The organism is Acinetobacter tibetensis (genome assembly GCF_023824315.1).
GTDB lineage: Bacteria > Pseudomonadota > Gammaproteobacteria > Pseudomonadales > Moraxellaceae > Acinetobacter > Acinetobacter tibetensis.
Genome location: NZ_CP098732.1, coordinates 2008507 through 2026638 on the forward strand (window position 1 = coordinate 2008507; position 18132 = coordinate 2026638).

The 18132-nt window shown below is 39.8% G+C and carries 21 protein-coding genes; 4 read left to right on the top strand and 17 right to left on the bottom strand.

Going from position 1 to position 18132, the window contains the following annotated elements:
- Positions 1 to 165 precede the first annotated feature (165 nt).
- Positions 166 to 1185, bottom strand: a complete 1020-nt coding sequence (gene tsaD, locus M5E07_RS09915) for a tRNA (adenosine(37)-N6)-threonylcarbamoyltransferase complex transferase subunit TsaD (protein ID WP_252218895.1) — start codon at positions 1183 to 1185, stop codon at positions 166 to 168.
- Positions 1186 to 1330: 145 nt separating this feature from the next.
- On the opposite strand from tsaD, the gene rpsU reads away from it, so the two are divergent.
- Both rpsU and M5E07_RS09925 read left to right on the top strand, forming a co-directional pair.
- Positions 1331 to 1546: a 30S ribosomal protein S21 gene (gene rpsU, locus M5E07_RS09920; RefSeq protein ID WP_001136722.1), complete on the top strand. Its 216-nt coding sequence runs from the start codon at positions 1331 to 1333 to the stop codon at positions 1544 to 1546.
- 33 nt (positions 1547 to 1579) lie between these two features.
- Positions 1580 to 2026: a GatB/YqeY domain-containing protein gene (locus M5E07_RS09925; RefSeq protein ID WP_116758918.1), complete on the top strand. Its 447-nt coding sequence runs from the start codon at positions 1580 to 1582 to the stop codon at positions 2024 to 2026.
- Between the two features lie 68 nt (positions 2027 to 2094).
- On the opposite strand, the gene M5E07_RS09930 is transcribed toward M5E07_RS09925, so the two are convergent.
- From M5E07_RS09930 to M5E07_RS09995, 14 genes are all read right to left on the bottom strand, one after another.
- Complete coding sequence (locus M5E07_RS09930; RefSeq protein WP_252218897.1) at positions 2095 to 2460, bottom strand: hypothetical protein; 366 nt, start codon at positions 2458 to 2460, stop codon at positions 2095 to 2097.
- Between the two features lie 71 nt (positions 2461 to 2531).
- Positions 2532 to 2897, bottom strand: a complete 366-nt coding sequence (locus M5E07_RS09935; protein WP_116758917.1) for a GFA family protein — start codon at positions 2895 to 2897, stop codon at positions 2532 to 2534.
- Between the two features lie 47 nt (positions 2898 to 2944).
- Complete coding sequence (locus tag M5E07_RS09940; RefSeq protein ID WP_252223779.1) at positions 2945 to 4348, bottom strand: M48 family metalloprotease; 1404 nt, start codon at positions 4346 to 4348, stop codon at positions 2945 to 2947.
- Positions 4349 to 4468: 120 nt separating this feature from the next.
- Positions 4469 to 5434: a 2-hydroxyacid dehydrogenase gene (locus M5E07_RS09945; RefSeq protein WP_252218899.1), complete on the bottom strand. Its 966-nt coding sequence runs from the start codon at positions 5432 to 5434 to the stop codon at positions 4469 to 4471.
- Positions 5427 to 6119, bottom strand: a complete 693-nt coding sequence (locus M5E07_RS09950) for a hypothetical protein (protein WP_252218901.1) — start codon at positions 6117 to 6119, stop codon at positions 5427 to 5429. The genes M5E07_RS09945 and M5E07_RS09950 overlap by 8 nt, the downstream gene beginning before the upstream one ends.
- A 97-nt stretch (positions 6120 to 6216) precedes the next feature.
- On the bottom strand, positions 6217 to 8067 hold the full coding sequence (locus M5E07_RS09955; RefSeq protein ID WP_434087811.1) for a M48 family metallopeptidase: 1851 nt from the start codon (positions 8065 to 8067) through the stop codon (positions 6217 to 6219).
- Between the two features lie 130 nt (positions 8068 to 8197).
- Positions 8198 to 9739 carry an amidophosphoribosyltransferase gene (purF, locus tag M5E07_RS09960; protein WP_116758912.1) on the bottom strand — a complete coding sequence of 514 codons (1542 nt, stop codon included), beginning with the start codon at positions 9737 to 9739 and terminating at the stop codon, positions 8198 to 8200.
- Between the two features lie 24 nt (positions 9740 to 9763).
- Positions 9764 to 10348, bottom strand: a complete 585-nt coding sequence (locus M5E07_RS09965) for a CvpA family protein (protein WP_252218905.1) — start codon at positions 10346 to 10348, stop codon at positions 9764 to 9766.
- Complete coding sequence (locus M5E07_RS09970) at positions 10345 to 11355, bottom strand: quinone-dependent dihydroorotate dehydrogenase (RefSeq protein ID WP_116758910.1); 1011 nt, start codon at positions 11353 to 11355, stop codon at positions 10345 to 10347. Before M5E07_RS09970 ends, M5E07_RS09965 begins: the two co-directional genes overlap by 4 nt.
- Before the next feature lie 90 nt (positions 11356 to 11445).
- Positions 11446 to 11925, bottom strand: a complete 480-nt coding sequence (locus M5E07_RS09975; protein WP_116758909.1) for a type II secretion system protein M — start codon at positions 11923 to 11925, stop codon at positions 11446 to 11448.
- On the bottom strand, positions 11925 to 13067 hold the full coding sequence (gspL, locus tag M5E07_RS09980; RefSeq protein ID WP_252218907.1) for a type II secretion system protein GspL: 1143 nt from the start codon (positions 13065 to 13067) through the stop codon (positions 11925 to 11927). The genes M5E07_RS09975 and gspL overlap by 1 nt, the downstream gene beginning before the upstream one ends.
- Before the next feature lie 27 nt (positions 13068 to 13094).
- A complete protein-coding gene (locus M5E07_RS09985; RefSeq protein ID WP_116758907.1) occupies positions 13095 to 13550 on the bottom strand; it encodes a SixA phosphatase family protein in 456 nt (151 codons plus the stop codon).
- 113 nt (positions 13551 to 13663) lie between these two features.
- A complete protein-coding gene (locus M5E07_RS09990; protein WP_116758906.1) occupies positions 13664 to 14737 on the bottom strand; it encodes an NAD(P)H-dependent glycerol-3-phosphate dehydrogenase in 1074 nt (357 codons plus the stop codon).
- Between the two features lie 29 nt (positions 14738 to 14766).
- The gene (locus M5E07_RS09995; RefSeq protein ID WP_252218909.1) at positions 14767 to 15342 is read right to left on the bottom strand and encodes a nitroreductase family protein; all 576 of its coding nucleotides are present in this window, start codon (positions 15340 to 15342) and stop codon (positions 14767 to 14769) included.
- 196 nt (positions 15343 to 15538) lie between these two features.
- Between M5E07_RS09995 and M5E07_RS10000 the strand changes: the two genes are divergently transcribed.
- Positions 15539 to 15916 (top strand): hypothetical protein, encoded by a 378-nt coding sequence (locus tag M5E07_RS10000; protein WP_252218911.1) that lies wholly within the window; start codon positions 15539 to 15541, stop codon positions 15914 to 15916.
- 79 nt (positions 15917 to 15995) lie between these two features.
- On the opposite strand, the gene rhlB is transcribed toward M5E07_RS10000, so the two are convergent.
- Both rhlB and M5E07_RS10010 read right to left on the bottom strand, forming a co-directional pair.
- Positions 15996 to 17147, bottom strand: coding sequence for an ATP-dependent RNA helicase RhlB (rhlB, locus tag M5E07_RS10005; protein ID WP_116758903.1), 1152 nt, complete (start codon positions 17145 to 17147; stop codon positions 15996 to 15998).
- A gap of 98 nt (positions 17148 to 17245) precedes the next feature.
- Complete coding sequence (locus tag M5E07_RS10010; protein WP_005177104.1) at positions 17246 to 17458, bottom strand: cold-shock protein; 213 nt, start codon at positions 17456 to 17458, stop codon at positions 17246 to 17248.
- Positions 17459 to 17842: 384 nt separating this feature from the next.
- On the opposite strand from M5E07_RS10010, the gene M5E07_RS10015 reads away from it, so the two are divergent.
- A complete protein-coding gene (locus tag M5E07_RS10015) occupies positions 17843 to 18076 on the top strand; it encodes a sulfurtransferase TusA family protein (protein ID WP_116758902.1) in 234 nt (77 codons plus the stop codon).
- The last annotated feature ends 56 nt before the right edge of the window (positions 18077 to 18132 follow it).

The window sequence follows — 18132 nt, forward strand, 5'->3', positions numbered from 1 at the left end:
ATATTATGAAGTCATAGAGAACAGGATGTTCCAAACCTCAAAACAACAATAATAAAGTCAGCACTAGGACGTGAGGTACGACAGGAGTTATACCGAATACTCGATACAAAAAAGCCCGACGAGATGTCGGGCTTTTTTATGGTAGTGCAATTTAATTGAGATTGATTAAATAATTTCCGCAGGATTACTTAATTCTGTCATTGGCCAGCGAGGAGTCGTCGTCACTGCCAAACCGTCTTGTTGCCCCGCTTTTAAACGCTGATAGCCTGCAAATGCGATCATGGCACCATTATCAGTACAAAGTGCAGGCTCAGCATAATAAACCTGAGCGCGAACTTTGGCTAAATCTGCTTCCAAACGTTCACGTAAACGCTTATTCGCACTTACCCCCCCCGCAATCACTAAACGTTTTAAACCTGTTTGTTTTAATGCTTTGACAGATTTTTTAACTAAAGTGTCCACAATGGCTTCTTGGAAACTCGCAGCAATATCAGCATCACGGTTTTCATCACCTAATTTTTTCATTTGTACAGATACGGCTGTCTTTAAACCACTAAATGAAAATTCCAAGCCTTGATGCAACATTGGGCGAGGGAAAGCAAATGCGTTAGGATCGCCTTGCTCTGCAAGTTTAGAAATATTTGGACCACCTGGATATGGTAACCCCATCATTTTCGCGACTTTATCAAAGGCTTCACCCGCAGCATCATCAATCGATTCACCAAGTAATTCATATTGCCCAATGCCATAAGCTGCCATTAACTGCGAATGTCCACCAGACACAAGTAATGCAACAAATGGAAACTCTGGTGGTGTTGCTGATAGCAAAGGTGCCAACATATGCCCTTCCATATGATGCACACCAATAGCAGGTTTATTTAAAGCAAAAGCCAAAGTTCGACCAAACAAAGCGCCTGTCATAAGCGCACCCATTAATCCTGGTCCACGTGTATACGCGACCGCGTCAATTTCGGATTTTTTAACACCACTGTCCGAAAGCAATTGATTTAATAATGGAATCAATTTGCGTACATGATCACGCGAAGCCAGCTCTGGTACGACGCCACCATATTCTGCATGCAGCTTAATCTGACTATACAAAACTTGACCGCGTAAGCCGTTTTCACTGTCATACAGTGCTAAACCTGTTTCATCACAAGATGTTTCTAAGCCTAAAACGATCATTAAACTGCCTATAACCTGTATCAAATCTATTGCGTGAACCATTATAGACTTGTGGTATGAGATGTAAATGAGTAAAATACTGACCTTCACTTGTGATCAGGGCAATGTCGCCCAGATCTTATCCATAACTTAATGAGGATTCTTCATGCCACAAGTTAAATTGAAAGAAGGCGAACCAGTAGACGTAGCTATCCGTCGTTTCAAACGTTCATGCGAAAAAGCGGGTGTTTTAGCTGACGTTCGTAAGCGCGAATTCTACGAGAAACCAACTCAAGAACGTAAGCGCAAAAAAGCTGCTGCTGTTAAACGCTACCAAAAGAAATTGGCGCGTGAATCAGTACGTACTACTCGCCTTTACTAAGATTAATTTGTGATTGACTGCCTGGATTAAATAATGACTACTTTAAAAAACCAAATAACTGAAGTTTTGAAAGCCACTATGCGTGCTAAAGAAATGGATAAGTTAACGGTAATTCGTGGTCTACAGGCGGCAATTAAGCAAATCGAAGTCGATGAGCGCAAAGAACTTGACGACACTCAAGTTCTTGCGGTCATTGAAAAACAAATTAAACAACGTAAAGAATCGATCAAAGCCTTTGAAGGCGCTGGTCGAGAAGATTTAGCTAGTAAGGAACAAGCCGAACTTGAGGTTTTATCTCAATTTCTACCAGAAGCTATGACTGAGGAAGAACTTGATTCCATGATTGCGCAAACGATTGCAGCGCAAGAAGCTACTAGCATGAAAGATATGGGTAAGGTGATGAATTCTCTGCGTCCGCTCATAGCCGGGCGCGCCGATCCTTCTCAAGTTTCAGCAAAAATTAAAGCAAAACTGGCTTAATCTTTCACAATATTCTTTCTTTATCGTTGAACTGCCTTAACAATAAGACAGTTCTTAGATAACAGCATTTAAGTCAAATTACACTGCACATTATATTTCTTCAAAATCATCATTTCTTTAGATGACATTACTTGTTGAATTACATCTTGCTTGGTTAAATTCCGATATTGCGCATCAAGCGAACTTCTATTCTTGTCAGCTGCTATATATAACTGATCTACATAACGCTCCATAATTCCACAATATCGCATTTGCTGTTCAGCAGTAAAATTGGTTTGCTGCGGATTAAGTTGCGCAAAGAACTGTCGAATATCCGCCTTGTAATTACGATTAATTTTATCCACCGTAACCACATAATCTTCGACACTCGCAAAAGCCGAACCACAAGAAACAGCAAGCCAAAGTGCTGCTAAAAATTGAACTTTATTCTTCATGTGAACCATTAAAAATCAAAAAATGATTGAACGCCATCATACAGCGCCAACTATAGCAAAACTAGCACCGTTTATTTTATTTGAATAAATTCAGGTTTATATTGCTTGAATGCCTCTTCGCTTGGTGCAGGAATTTCTCCCTGTGTAACCGTTCCCAATCGCAAACGAATTACATCAGGCAAATCAATACGATAAGAAAAAATAGGGCTGCCACATTCTTGACAAAAAACACGTGCTTTATTCGGACTGTGAAAATACTCTTTAAGCACTTTCACTCCACGTACTACTTCAAATAATGACTTTTGTAATGGGCTATTCCAACCAGCGAAACTGCCTTGTGCTTTTTGGCAATGCTGACAGTAACACAAAATTGATTTCTCAATTTCCCCATGATAACGGTAACTGACCGTTCCGCATAAACATTGCCCCTCTATCATTTTATCCTCCTATTATTCTTATAATTTTTAAATGCCGTATTGATGCCCTAAATTTTAAGTTGGCGTTCTTGTTGCATTTGGTCAATACGCTGTTTTAATTGCACAGACATTGCAACATTATCCTTCGCCAAACGCTGTGCATGCAATAATGACTTTATAGCACCTTCTTCCAAGCCACTCCAATATTCAACTTCAGCACGATAACGCAAAACATTAACAGCTCTTAGCTGCGAGGCAACATCTATATTCGCTGATTGTTGCAACAAATGCCACCCCGTAATATCCCGCGGGTTTTGATTCACAAAATTTTGTACCAAATTATTCACTTGTGCGGGTTGCTTTTGACGAATCAGCACTTCCGCCAATTTATAAGCCAAAGCTCGATTCTCAGGCATAACTCTTGCCGGTGATTCAATGGTCTGATAAGCATCATCTAATTTATTTTGACCAAGATAAACATCTGTTTGAATCAAAGTGAGTAAATTATGTAACTTCTTTTGTTTTTTGAGCTGATTGAGCTGTGTTTGAGCCAATACATAGTCACCCTGCTGATTATAAAAAGCCGCTAAAGCCAATTCCCCAGCAAAGCTCCCCTGTTTTGCAAGGGTCTGTAATTGCAATTCTGTCGCTTGATTAGTAACAACCAAGGTATACCATTTTAAGATTTCAAAATTTTCATCGCGCATACCACTTTTAACTTGAGGTAACTGATTCGCACGTAAACGCGCTTCACTCATACGCTCTGTAGTTAAAGGATGGGTCAACCAAAAGTCAGGTAAAAAGCTCACTTGACTGGTTGTTCGGTGCATCACCTCAAAATAGTCAGCCATGCTTTGCGGATTATAACCAGCGGCATACATGTACTGCATTCCTATCCGATCAGCTTCCCGCTCCTGATTACGACTATAAGTCAACTGCTGATCCATTAAAGCAGCTTGGGAACCCATCATCACCGCTGCACCTGCATTACCATCCGCCTGTGAAGCCACCAGTGCGCCAACAATAATTCCCGCCAAAGCCAAAAGGCTCTGTCCTTTAAATGCCTCTTGAGAACGACTGTAATGTCGTTGCGTTACATGTGCAATCTCATGCGCCATTACCCCTGCAATTTCATCCAAATTACGCGCAGAAGTAATCATGCCTGTATTTAAAGCAAATAAGCCCCCAGGCACAGCAAAAGCATTAATTTGAGCATCATTCACCAGAACCAAACCAATGGGCTGACCCAACTGAGTCTGACTTAGAATATTTGAAAATACAGATAAAAGTTGATCTTCTAGCCACGTATTATGCGCAATAGGTAATTGATGTTGCACTTCACGATAGACTTTCTCACCAATCATTTTTTCATTTTGGCGATCAATCAAACCTATTCCACTGCCAATTTCAGGAACATTAAACTGAGGAGATGATGAGAAGTGTGTAACATCTGCCCAAGCTATATGGGTGATTACACACAAACTACCAATAGCAAAAAACCGTTTCAATGTTACGTCTCAGGATCTTATTCATTCTGAGCAAACTATAACATTGAAACAACTTAGGATTTGCAATGATGTGTTATCAATATTTTAAAAGTCAGGATTAACCAAATAACGTGGTTGGCGTCCATCCAAAGCATCGACTAAATTACAATAGGCAAGCTCAGCCATTTTCTTCCGTGTCTCTGCTGTTGCAGATCCCACGTGGGGTAAAGTCACCACATTGTCTAACTGAAATAGTTCAGACGTTTGGAGTGGTTCTTTCTCATAAACATCTAAACCAGCAGCAAAAATTTTGCGATCTTTCAATGCTTGAATTAAAGCTTGCTCATCAATCACTGAACCACGCGCGATATTCACCAATACCGCATGCGACTGCATTAAGTCAAACTGCTCGGTAGAAAGTAAGGCTTTTGATTCAGCATTCAGATCAACCGCAACCACAACAAAGTCTGACTGTTGCAACAATTGCTCTAAAGAACGGTATTGCGCATTGAGTGGCTGTGCCATTTCTAATTTTTCGCGGCGATTATGGTACAAAATATTCATATTAAAGCCATATAAACCACGACGTGCAATTGCTGCCCCAATATTACCTAACCCTATAATCCCCAAGGTTTTCCCATGAATGTCTTGACCAAACTGCGCTTGCGATACTGTACGCTTCCATTCACCACTTTTAGTCCAATGGTCTAAATATGGTACTTTACGCGCTGCACTCATGAGCAAGGTAAATGCCAAATCCGCTGTAGTTTCTGTTAATACATGCGGTGTATGACTTAACCAAATATTTTTTTGATTCAAATAATCTACATCGTAGTTATCGTAACCCACACTAACACTTGAAATAATCTTGAGCTGCTGTGCAGTAGCCAAATTACTTTCATTAAGCAATCGACCTGCACCAATCATGCCATCTGCATCCTGAATATGCTGTTGAATTTGCTGATTCACATCACCTTGTTTAGGGTCTATAACCACAACATCGTATTGTGCCTGTAAGCGAGCTAGAATTTCTGGATCAATTTGGCTAAAAACAACAACTTTTTTATTCATCAGTCATCCGTGTATTGAGTGATTTTTGCATAAACTGCCACAAACGTTTTTTCAAAATTGGCTGATCAAGCATGTCCTGCAAACTTGCCAATTGATGGAGATCTACGTGTTGTAATTGAGAAATCACCCCTAATGCTATCAGATCTTTGTCCACACCAATCGCATCAATAAAACCACGAACATAACTTGATGCACCGCGACCATCTTGCATTTCAGCCAACGGAAATGGCCATTTCAACTCATGATATTCGGCAGGTATCGCACGTTGTATATTTATCCATAACTCGGCTTGTTGCTCACTTAACACAGATGCATCTATGACAATTAAACATGATGCCATGCTGATCGCTTGTAGTTCGAATGCATCTATATGAATCGCAGGCTGTGGATCTACTTTTAAAGGCTCAGACAATGCTGCTTGGGCATGTTGTTGACGGCTTTCTTGTTCAATTTCAACAAACTGAGTTAATGCTGTATCTATTTCCGCAACATCCGGCTGGCTCAAAGCAGAGATATCAATCTGACTTAGAGGTAATTCTGCCATCACCTCAGCTAGAGCTTGATCACGCCACAAAGAAGATGACTGAGTTTGCTGTACGCGAGTGACATGGTTAGGAATCCATATATCAATTCCCATCGTTGCCAATATATCTCGCTGGTGCCCCATCATTTCTATGTTCAACATCTCAATCTTTAGCGCTATTCTAACGACATTCACATCATTTTGCTGTGCTTTATTAAAGCACTCACAGATACCTACAAGATATAAATTTATATCTGAATTACATAATCATTAAACTATTTTTCTTTTGCATTTGCTCAACAATTTCTGAAGTTTCAAAACCAAAACGCCAATATAATAATTCTAAAACATCTAATTCATCTTGCGTAATAATGCGGTCATTCCAAAGACATAACTCCGCAATCCCCAATATAATTAAGCGATCACGTAATAACAAACCCGATATATCATGTACAATTTCTGCAAGATCAATCGGCTCATCAGAAATTTCTTCATAAATTTCCAACTCTTCTGCCGTTAAAATTCGTTTTAATATTTTTTCACGTACATCTAACTGATTATCACTATTAATTTGTTGCACATGCAATAACGCATCAACTAAACGAACAATTTGAGGTTTCACCTCATCTAAAGCAGTTGGGGTATGTGTAGGCAATAAGTTTAATTCGTATTTTACCCGCTCCAGTAACAACGCATCCAATAGCCCAATTTCACCATCCTCTTGAATAATTCGAGCCAGTTTAGTGACAAATTGGCGAGCAATTGTCGCTGGCATTCCACCAATATTGGCACATGCTTCATGGAAAATAGATAAATGGACGCGACCATCCAAATGAAGTAAAGCATCTATAATCGCACGACTCACTTCCGCTTCAGCTGGAATAAACTCACGGTATTGGCGGATCATGAGAATCGCAACCATGACCTCGCGCGAGCCTGTTGCTGTCTGTAATGCACGTTCAATCAATTCTGGGCGTTGCATAGAACTACGCACCTCAGGATTCAAAGGTTTTATTGCATCTTTAATGGCAAAACTAATTGGAGATAAACGCAAAAGAGGCAAAGGCTGAGGTGAACTCCAAGGTGTATGATATTCAGCATTAATTTCTTCTAATGGACGAAACAAACCAAATAGCGGCTGATTTTTCAGTCTTTTTAGATTTTCCAACTGTAAATCCTGTACTAATCCAGGATTCATTTCATAAATCCGCTGCTCAATACTTGGGTGAATATTCATCCAACTTTGCGGACTAAGTGAATTAGCAAAACACATATGTGAAATGGATTCTGAGTATTCACTATGAATTTGTGAACCTGCGTGATGCACATAAATACGTAATAACGTCTGTATATTGGCATTATTTTGAATCAACCGCTTGGTTTTTAAATCATTTCTAAAGGTACGACTACCTAAAGTTAAGTACTTAATAAATCGTGTGATTAAGACTCCCAAACTTCCCACTAACCAAATGACACCACCAAGTGCCACTAAAATAGTTTCGAATTTTTGCGGCTGATTATATTCGCGTCGACTAAATCCCAATTTCGCGACCTTACTCCCCCATTGACTGAAAGTTGTTAGCCCACTATATAAAATTTTAAGACGCGTATTGTCCGCAGTTTCACCTGATAAAATCTGATTAAATTCATGACTCAACAAGCCAAACAACTCAGATTCATCTAAATTCTGCAAAGCCCCCCAAGTTAAAATAATAGCAATATCACGTGGTAAAAAACCCGCTGTGAGTGCATTCACTCCAACTTCATCGGGCAGCACATATACAGCAGGGGTATCAATGAGAAATCGGTCGGAAAGCTGTTCCGCAATCTTCAGCGCAATAAATTCTTCAGGCGTACTTTCAATTAGACTCAGTCTTCTTGCGCGCAATTGTTTTGCCAGCGAATGTCCACCCGAACGGAACACATAAAATTCATACAGAATAGATGAACCAATAATCAGTAACAGTAAAACAATGACGTAGGGACTGAGTTGATGCCAAAAAATAGATTGTGATTGATCAAAATAATAAACCAAGAGCCCCAAAACCGTATTGAGAATAAACATGGTCAAAAGAACAGCCAATGCACAGATACTGGCAGTCCACATCATATTTTTATTTTTGATCAAAAAGCCACCTATTTCTTTCAATGTAAAATTCCTTTATTACATTGTAATTCAGCCACATCATAAATGAAAAAGGCGGGAAATACCCACCTTTTTCACGCAAAACAATTGAAAATTATTGCTCGGTCACACCTGTTAAATCAACAGAAGCGGCATCAATATTGACATCGATATAGCCATCTTTAGTTTTTTTAGCCGTGTCGCTACGCTTCTGCTCCAACTCATCCAAGTAAGCAGCATCAATACCACCAGCCACATAAACACCATCAAATACAGAGCAATCGAAGTCTTGTAAATATGGAACTTTACTGGTGCGAACCGCAGCTTTTAAATCTTCCAAATCTTGGAAAATTAAACGATCTGCTTCAATAATTTCACGAATTTCTTCAACACTACGCTCTGATGCAATCAGCTCTTGTTTGGCCGGCATATCAATGCCGTACACGTTTGGATATTTCACCATTGGTGCCGCCGAAGCAAAAAATACTTTCTTTGCACCAGCATCACGCGCCATTTGAATGATTTCGTTACACGTTGTACCACGTACAATTGAATCATCCACCAACAATACGTTTTTATCTTTGAACTCAAGTTCTACAGGGTTCAATTTTTGACGTACTGATTTTTTACGTTGCTGCTGACCCGGCATAATGAAGGTACGACCGATATAACGGTTTTTCATAAAACCTTCACGGAATTTCACACCTAAAGTATTTGCCAATTCTAATGCCGAAGTACGTGACGTATCTGGAATTGGAATCACTACATCAATGTCGTGCTCCTCACCCCATTCGCTTAGAATCTTGTGTGCCAACTTCTCGCCCATTTTTAAGCGAGCTTTATACACCGAAATCCCATCAATGATTGCATCTGGACGTGCGAAATACACATATTCAAAAATACATGGACGGTACTGTGGATTTTCAGCGCATTGCTGCGTGAACATTTCACCATTCACATTAATAAAAATTGCTTCACCAGGTGCAATATCACGCTCAACTTTAAAGCCAAGTGCTGTAATTGCTACAGATTCAGAAGCAATAATATATTCATGTTCACCGGTCTCGGTTATACGTGAACCGTAAATCAATGGTCGAATACCATTCGGATCTCGGAAGCCAACCAAACCTTGACCTGTAATCATGGCAACTACACCATAAGCACCTTTACAACGCTCATGAACACGTGAAACTACATGAAAAATATCGTCTGGAGTTGGTACTAACTTGCTACGTTTTTGCAATTCATGCGCAAAAACGTTCAGTAAAACTTCCGAATCCGAATCGGTATTCATATGACGCAAATCTGTTTTAAACAAATCGTCATGAATTTCTTCGGCATTGGTTAAGTTACCATTGTGTGCCAAAGTAATACCATAAGGAGAGTTTACATAAAATGGTTGCGCTTCTGCACTGCTTGAAGAACCCGCAGTTGGATAACGCACATGACCGATACCATAATTTCCAAGCAAAGCACGCATATGACGAGTATGAAAAACATCTCGCACCATGCCATTGTCTTTACGAAGAAATAGGCGTCCTTCATGGCAAGTTACGATCCCAGCTGCATCTTGTCCACGATGTTGTAACATCGTTAATGCATCAAACAACATTTGGTTAACGGGTGATTTACCAGCTATACCAACAACTCCACACATAGCAACCTCGCAGACAAGCTAGGATTAATAAAAAGGATTATTCGTTGAATTGCCTGAACGCGAATGATCTTTTGGCGTTGATTCAGACAAGGAGTGAGAAGATTTCTGAGCATCTTCCGACTGAATATGTTCAAGCGCTTCGTGTGCTGCATCTTTAGATAACTGAGCAGCCCATGGCGCATAAGGCAATAAAGATTGAACCATTTTAGATTGCTTCCAATGATGAGAGCTTTCTACCCATGGACTTAAACCCTGCATTGTGATTAAAACCACCATCAGCCCTTTTAGTGTTCCAAATGCACCACCCGCAAGACGATTAAGCGGGCCCAACTTTAAGGTACTTAAAACACTATTCAACAATGCTGTTGCGAGCCAAGTCAGGACAACTATGACCAACACAATAAAGGCAAACGCTGCAATTTTTTGAACCACTGGATCTTGACTGAGAACACGCATTGAAGGAGCAATGATAGCGGCATATTTTGCACCGACAATCAGTGCAAAAATCCAACCCACCAAGTTCGCAAAGGCTTTAACAAATCCTTGTCGCAAACCGTTTAGCCCTCCAATGAGCAAAATGATCAGTATGAAGATATCAATGGTATTCATTTTGCCAGCATAGCATCAACACAATCTTTAACCAGTTTCGGTCCAGTATATATAAGGCCACTATACACTTGTACAAGTGTTGCGCCCGAATTTTGTTTAACGAGTGCTTGTTCGCCTGCCAAAATTCCACCCACACCAATCAATGGCACTTGACCATTTAGTGCCTGAGCAAATGCAGATAAACATGCCGTACTCTTTTCAAATACAGGCGCACCAGACAATCCGCCCGCCTCATCACCTTGCGGTAAGTTTTCCACACCTTCACGCGATAAGGTCGTATTCGTGACAATTAGCCCATCAATTTTATTGGTAATTAATTGTTGCGAAATAAAGCCAATATCCTCAGGTGTTAAATCAGGCGCAACTTTAAGCACCAAAGGCACATAATGTTGATGCTCATCAGCCAACTCAAGCTGACGCTTCTTTAATGTCGCCAATAACTCAGTCAGCGCATCACCACTTTGTAAACTACGTAGATTTTTAGTGTTTGGAGAAGAAATATTAACCGTAATATAAGAAGCGTAGTTATAAACTTTTTCTAAGCAAATGAGATAATCATCTACTGCATTTTCTACTGGTGTATCGGCATTTTTACCAATATTAATCCCTAAAACACCTTTAAATTTAGCCGCTTTAACGTTTTCAATTAATTTATCCACACCATCATTATTAAAACCCATACGGTTAATAATGGCTTGTGCTTGTGGCAAACGGAAAAGACGTGGCTGAGGATTACCAGCTTGCGGACGCGGTGTAATCGTTCCAATTTCAATAAAACCAAAGCCAAGAGCAGCTAAGGCATCAATATAGGCACCATTTTTATCTAAGCCAGCAGCTAAACCTACAGGGTTAGGAAATTCAATACCCATACAAGTCACAGGCTTTGCCGCAACATGTTGGCGGATCATCCCCATTGCATGGGCTGATTTCAGCAAGGATAATGTTAGCTCATGTGCACGCTCTGGTGCTAAAGAAAACAACAGAGGGCGGGCTAGAGAATACAACATATCTAGAAAAGTCTACTGCTTTTTAAGTCGGTATATTATAGGCGTAGCCCACCAAAAACGCCATGCTTGGCAACTGTTTATTTTGACCTATTATTGTAGTGTCGCTGTTAATTTAATCTGTCCAGCATTAGACTGAAGTTCCATTTTTTCAATGCTTAAGCCCATCTGGGCTAATTGAGTCAAAAAATTTGCCAGAATAGAATAATTTGCATGACTGACCACAACTTGAATTTGTTCACCCACCTGCTGTGAAGCAACACCCAATCCTTGTTGTTGTGCAGCACGCTGTACTTTTTCGGCTGCACTGAGTTGCACATCCCCTGCTGGCTTCATGGTGACCGCATTACTTTGCATCCACACCACTAAATCCTTCAACTCACTCACCCTTTGCTGTTGATGTTCAGCCGCTTTATGCATATACCATAAAGCGGAGCCTACCGCCGCAACCAATACAAAGACCACCGTAAAAATCACCATGATGCGTTCGCGAACAGACAAATGCTCCAAATACTGCGTGAATTGCTCAGTCCAACCATCTAGTGTATTTTGAAATTTTTCCATTGCTTTCATTATTGTATTTTCACCGAACCAATCACTCCCGAACCATTTGGCTGAATATTACCAAGTTCAACCTTAAAGCCTTGTTGATTCAATTGCTGCGTTAAGTTTTGTAAAACCGCCGATGAATTGGCTTTTAAATCTAAATTAAGAATTGAGGCATCATACGAGACACGATCAGCAATAATTTTATTCTGCATCAATACAGGACCAACTCGGCTCAACAATTGCAATCCTGCATTTTGCCCCATTTGATTCGTCCGCATCTGAAACTCAAATTGACTTTTCAAGGTCTGCTCGGTTACAGGATAGTTTTGCCCAAACCAATATTTAAATTGAGATACTGCTTGAAGTGCTGTTTCATCAGCCACCTTCTTATTTTTATACCAACGACTAGCATCATATCCAAACTGAACAATTAAAATAGTAAACAATACAGCAGCGCAAGCTTTCCAATAACCAGAGATTTTTGTTTCTGATTTTAGCTTAGGTAAAACATTAAAAGGATGTTGTTTCGGCTTGTTCAGTTCCGTAAAGTGATATTGAAATCCATGAATTTGATCTTGCGTTACGCGCGCCTGCAAGCTATTCAGTTGCCCTGCATTCAAATTAGAGACAGTATAATTTCGAGACACCTCTTGATAGTCTAAATAGAGTGGTAAATCATCAATAGAGCATCCCATCCACTCACTTTCTCGTACCAATAAACGCCCATGCAGGTCCAACACAACTGTTTCATCTGATTGTTGAGGTTGTGGCGCCGCATAAAAGTCAGGAAGAAGTGCAGTAATTTTTGTAGGCAGTAAAGAAAGCGAATGCTGCCATGTTTCTACCAAATGCTGAGAAACTCCCAACAAAGTGAGCTGATCTGGATTTTGAAAATGATGCAAGATTTTCATACTGTCGATAGGGAATACAATATATTCCTCTAACAGATATTTAATTCCCTCTTGCCCCAGTTGCTTATACTGTGCCTTATTCAACTGCTGTTGCAACATTTGCGCATGGCGGCTTGGAAAAAAAACAGTCGCTTCTTGAGCAGCAAAAGGCTGCAAGTCTTGAATCAACTGTTCCAAACTCAAAGCACTTTGCCAGAATTCCCCTTGCGACCACTGCCATGCCTCATTGGCTTCAGGCATCCATATATACAACATTTATTTTTATCTGCCGTTTCGAATAATTTAAGCTTGAGGAACAAAGCGCTTTTGAACTGTTGATAAACCTGCCGCAATTACACTTTGATCATAACAGCGTGCTTCTGCCAACGAAAAAGGATGAAAAGGCTCAGCCGTCAGCAATTCTTCTATATGTGCCACAACATTCATATGGCAAACCACCACAATTGACTCATACGGCAAATGCGACAACCACTCTACTGCCACACGTGCATCATCATCTGGTTTAATTGCATTACAAAGTAATACTGGCACACCTTTAAAATGGGTTTGAATATGCGCCAAAGTTTCTTGCGCTCTTAATAATGGACTCACAATAAAAATATCGGGTTGCACAACATCTTTTAAGTAATCTGCTGTTTCTTGTGCCTGTAGATGACCACGTGCAGTAAGTGGTCTTTTCATATCATTACCGTCAATTGCAGGTGATGCTTCACCATGACGAACCAATGTAAGTAACATAAAATTTCCTTATTATTTCAGGGCGCTCAGCAGCGTAATCAAATTAAAATTCAGCAGGCGCCCAATTTTCAAGTATAAACAAGATTTATGACAATTCTAATGCTTTCAATTCATCAAACTTCATGGTGAGGTAGTACGAACTCTACATCACTACGGTGACCGTTTTTCATTAATGAAACTGCAATAGATAAAGGCGGGGCACCTTCAAAAATAACATCATAAAGTGCACAAGTAATTGGCATATACACATCTAACTCTTGTGCCCGCGCACGAACTTGAACAACGGTATTGATCCCTTCTGCGGTTTGTCCTAATTCCTTGGTTGCTTGCTCCAAGCTTTTTCCTTTTCCTAAAGCATAACCAATCTGATAGTTACGACTGAGAGGACTATTACAAGTCGCGAACAAGTCACCAACACCCGACAATCCCAAGAAAGTTAATGGGTTCGCACCTAACTTTACTGCAAAACGGCTCATCTCTGCCAAAGCGCGAGTTAATAACATACTCTTGGTATTTTCACCTACATTATAGGCGGCTGCCATTCCCATCGCGACGGCGTAAATATTTTTCAGCGCACCACCCAGCTCGACACCATTTACATCATCACTAGCAAATACACGAAATAAAGCACTATGCAAAGCTTGCTGTATGGCATAACGCACTAATTCAGAATCACTTGCTATGACCGTACCCGCAGGCTGCCCCGCAACAATCTCTTTTGCCAAGTTAGGACCCGAAAGGACACCAAAAGGGATTTCTGGTAATTCTTGCTGAATAATATCGCTCATAAAGCAAAAGGTTTTTGCCTCAATCCCTTTAGTTAAAGACACCACAGCTTGCGAACTAATAAATGGGCGAATCTGCTTAAGTACATCGCGGAACGAATGACTTGGAATGGCCACCAAAATAATATCGCGATCACGTACTGCTTTTTCTAAATTCGAAACTGCAACCAAATTTTGCTCTAACTGAAAATCTGGTAAATAACGTTGATTCACGTGAGTACGGTTAATTTCTTCAGCAATCGTTTCATCACGAATCCAGATCATGGTATCGCAACCATTCCGAACGGCCGTATTGGCCATTGCTGTTCCAAAACTCCCCCCGCCCAATACCGTTACACGTAAAGCCGTTTTGCGATCAATAATTACAGGTTCAACCAAATCACTAAAGTTTAATTCAGACATTTATTTTTATATCCCAAAATGGATCTAACTTATTTATTCCAAGTACTTACATAGTCAGCAGTATTTATTTCAGCTCGAGCTGGAATTGCCTTAGCCGCTGTACCTACATAAATAATCCCTGAAATCAAATCATGCTCGGTTAAGCCCAAAGCCTGTTTTAATAATTTTGACTCAACCACAGCACCGCTTCGCCACATGGTCGAAAAACCTTGTGCTTGTAAAGACAATAATAAATTTTGAATTGCAGCACCAGTGCTTAAAGTCTGCTCAAAATCAGGAACTTTAATATGTGCTTGAAACTTAGTCAGTGCAAGAACCAACAATGGTGCACGAAATGGATGATTCTTAACTCGATCAAGTTGAACTTGGTCTTGCTCCCCCAAGCCTGCTAGTGCTTGAGACAACAATAAACCAAATGCCTCGCGTTGCTCAGGTTCTATCACCACAAATTTTGTCGGTTTTAGGCGATGGTGATCGGGCGCAGTTAATGCTGCCTGGAATGCCAATTCGAGCTGGGCTTTATTTGGAGCGGGTTCAACAAGATGTCCAATTGACTGACGTTGATGAATATTTTGATGAATAAGGTCAGCTGTTAAATCCGTCATTGATTTAAAGATCTATACATAAATACTTCAACAAGAGTATCACAATATTTTCATATTACTCTAGCCCACTAAATAAATTGTCTTTGCAAATCATGTTTCACACAGCAATAAAATAAAACTGCATTTTTAATACAGCACCTACAGCACAATCATGAAATTATGGTTTCGTATATTTCTTATGATGACTGGGGAAAACATGAATAAATTTTTAACCTTAGGTACTACAGCATTATTTACTATTTTACTAACGGCTTGTGCCTCGACACCCACATCCTCCACTGTAATTCAAAAAGAAAACAACCAATTTGAAGTTACAGGGCTAGGCAAAACCAACATCACCGCTAAAAATAATGCCATTGAAGCAGCAAACAAGACCTGTAAAAACTCAACACCCATCGTCGTCAGTGAAAAGACCGAATACAATGGCGCTTTAAAAGGCGTCGTTGATGATAAAACTGGGCAGATGATTCAATCAGCCGCCGATGTAATTGGCAGTATTGCAGGCACCAATACCAGCATTGCCAAAGATACAGACTATCAAACAGTCGTTACCTTTTATTGCAAAGCCAACTAGCACAACTAAGCCCAACATATTGCCTAGCAATAAAAAAGGGTTAGCTTCAATGCTAACCCTTTTCAGTTTTAAACCTATATTAACAATACCCTTCCAAACGGGTTAAAGGCAACTTCTGCCCAATTGCTTTTTCAATTTCAGGTAAATGAAATGCATCATCCTCAGAAAGGAAACTAATACTTACCCCACGCGTACCTGCACGACCTGTACGTCCAATACGATGTACATAATCATCCGACTGTTCTGGTAAAGTAAAATTAACCACGTGCGATACACCATCCACATGAATACCACGCCCTGCAACGTCCGTTGCAATCATAATATTATGCTGACCATTCTTAAACTGGTCTAACATTTTAAGGCGTTTATCTTGTGCAATTTCGCCCGACAACATCACCACTTTATAGCCATCACGCTTTAAGCTGTCATATAACTTACGAACTTGATCACGACGGTTGGCGAAAATCATGACTTTTTCAATCGGCTCGTCATGTAAAATATCTTGTAGCAATTTATATTTATCAGACTTCGCAACCATATACACACGTTGTTCTACATCTGAATTGGTTTTCTTTTCAGGTTCAATTTCTACTGTAACTGGCTCACACAACCATTGTTGTGCCAAGTTAAGGACATCGTAACTAAAAGTTGCGGAGAACATGAGAGTTTGGCGCTGCTCTTTACGCGGTGAGTAACGCACAATCCGTTTGACCGAAGGAATAAAGCCCATATCCAATAAACGGTCTGCTTCATCAATCACTAAAAATTCAATTTGATCTAACCAAACTTCTTTTTGCTCTACAAAATCAATCAATCGCCCTGGTGTGGCTACAATAATATCGACTGGTTTTTTATCGAGTTGTGCTTTTTGCTTATCAAAATCCACCCCGCCCAATAAAGTCACCAAGTGCAGGTCAGTAAACTTCGTTAAATGTTTCGCATCACTTTCAATTTGCAATGCCAATTCACGCGTGGGTGCCAAAATTAAAGCGCGTGGTTCACCACGAAAACGTTGTTCTTTAATCGGATTATTGAGTAAATCATTAATCACGCTAACCAAAAATGCAGCTGTTTTCCCCGTACCAGTTTGTGCACGACCAATCGCGTCATGCCCAGCCAAAGTAAATTTGAGCACCTTTTGCTGAATTGGCGTCATTTCCTTAAACCCTAAAGCGTCAATCGCTTGTTTAAGTTGCGGGTGTAAATTTAGGGTTTCAAAACCAGATGACATAAATACGTGCTCAAATTAATGAATATTGAAAAACAGAGTCATTATAAACAAAAAACGCCCCAATATACATTGAGGCGTTTCGAAGAATCTTTAGCGTATTAGTCTAAAGGTTGAACTTCTTCAGCTTGGAAGCCTTTTTGACCTTTTACAACGCTGAATTCAACACGTTGGCCGTCACGAAGTGAACGGTGGCCTTCGCCTTGAATAGCACGGAAGTGAACAAATACATCATCACCGCCATTGCGTTGAATAAAACCAAAACCTTTAGTGTCGTTGAACCATTTAACTACGCCTTGTTCACGAGCTGTCATAAGTTAATCCTCATTGTATTTAAAAGAAGGACCACCCGGTGTTGCAAACAGCAGAGCAAACAAGGTTTAAAAACATTTATTATTTCTAAGCTTGTAATCATTCTGTATAACTATTAACAAAATCCCGGTTACATCCATTTGTAGAGTATGGGTTTAAAACAATTTATAGTTGTGTTAAATCCTCAATACGGCATCGAGCTTAACATGGGTTTATGACAATTAATAGAATTTTTTTCACTTATTCCACATCAAATTTAGTATTTTTTTTTCGATACTTATTTATCGCCATTATAAACATAAATATAGTTTTACTGTGATTTAAGTTGGGGTTTGGCATTAAATTTGCTAATATTTGGCTGTGTATCCTGAAATTTCTCACTCCATATGTCGAATCAAAACGAATATGACCTCATTATTGATACAATGGGTAAGCCTTGCCCTATGCCATTACTTATGTTGAAGCGTTCTTTAAAAAATGCGCCGCATTGTCGGGTCTTACTTAAGTCTTCCGATCCACATAGCCAAATTGATGTAACAAGGTATTGCCAAATGCATCAAATGACTTGTGTAGTGCAAAAAATTTCAGAGCATGAATATCATTACTTAATTGAATCTTAATTATTTTCAATTAAACTACATGGTTTCAATTTGGCATAAAAAATTACATAACACTA

Coding starts and splice junctions, on each gene's coding strand:
- M5E07_RS09995 (WP_252218909.1), bottom strand. CDS start 15,342: ATGACGGATTTAACAGCTGACCTTATTCATCAAAATATTCATCAACGT.
- purF (WP_116758912.1), bottom strand. CDS start 9,739: ATGTGTGGAGTTGTTGGTATAGCTGGTAAATCACCCGTTAACCAAATG.
- gspL (WP_252218907.1), bottom strand. CDS start 13,067: ATGTTGTATATATGGATGCCTGAAGCCAATGAGGCATGGCAGTGGTCG.
- rhlB (WP_116758903.1), bottom strand. CDS start 17,147: ATGTCATCTGGTTTTGAAACCCTAAATTTACACCCGCAACTTAAACAA.
- M5E07_RS10015 (WP_116758902.1), top strand. CDS start 17,843: ATGTCGAATCAAAACGAATATGACCTCATTATTGATACAATGGGTAAG.
- M5E07_RS09965 (WP_252218905.1), bottom strand. CDS start 10,348: ATGAATACCATTGATATCTTCATACTGATCATTTTGCTCATTGGAGGG.
- M5E07_RS10010 (WP_005177104.1), bottom strand. CDS start 17,458: ATGACAGCTCGTGAACAAGGCGTAGTTAAATGGTTCAACGACACTAAA.
- tsaD (WP_252218895.1), bottom strand. CDS start 1,185: ATGATCGTTTTAGGCTTAGAAACATCTTGTGATGAAACAGGTTTAGCA.
- M5E07_RS09955 (WP_434087811.1), bottom strand. CDS start 8,067: ATGATGTGGACTGCCAGTATCTGTGCATTGGCTGTTCTTTTGACCATG.
- M5E07_RS09925 (WP_116758918.1), top strand. CDS start 1,580: ATGACTACTTTAAAAAACCAAATAACTGAAGTTTTGAAAGCCACTATG.
- M5E07_RS09945 (WP_252218899.1), bottom strand. CDS start 5,434: ATGAATAAAAAAGTTGTTGTTTTTAGCCAAATTGATCCAGAAATTCTA.
- M5E07_RS09950 (WP_252218901.1), bottom strand. CDS start 6,119: ATGTTGAACATAGAAATGATGGGGCACCAGCGAGATATATTGGCAACG.
- M5E07_RS09985 (WP_116758907.1), bottom strand. CDS start 13,550: ATGTTACTTACATTGGTTCGTCATGGTGAAGCATCACCTGCAATTGAC.
- rpsU (WP_001136722.1), top strand. CDS start 1,331: ATGCCACAAGTTAAATTGAAAGAAGGCGAACCAGTAGACGTAGCTATC.
- M5E07_RS09975 (WP_116758909.1), bottom strand. CDS start 11,925: ATGAAAGCAATGGAAAAATTTCAAAATACACTAGATGGTTGGACTGAG.
- M5E07_RS09930 (WP_252218897.1), bottom strand. CDS start 2,460: ATGAAGAATAAAGTTCAATTTTTAGCAGCACTTTGGCTTGCTGTTTCT.
- M5E07_RS09970 (WP_116758910.1), bottom strand. CDS start 11,355: ATGTTGTATTCTCTAGCCCGCCCTCTGTTGTTTTCTTTAGCACCAGAG.
- M5E07_RS09990 (WP_116758906.1), bottom strand. CDS start 14,737: ATGTCTGAATTAAACTTTAGTGATTTGGTTGAACCTGTAATTATTGAT.
- M5E07_RS09935 (WP_116758917.1), bottom strand. CDS start 2,897: ATGATAGAGGGGCAATGTTTATGCGGAACGGTCAGTTACCGTTATCAT.
- M5E07_RS10000 (WP_252218911.1), top strand. CDS start 15,539: ATGAATAAATTTTTAACCTTAGGTACTACAGCATTATTTACTATTTTA.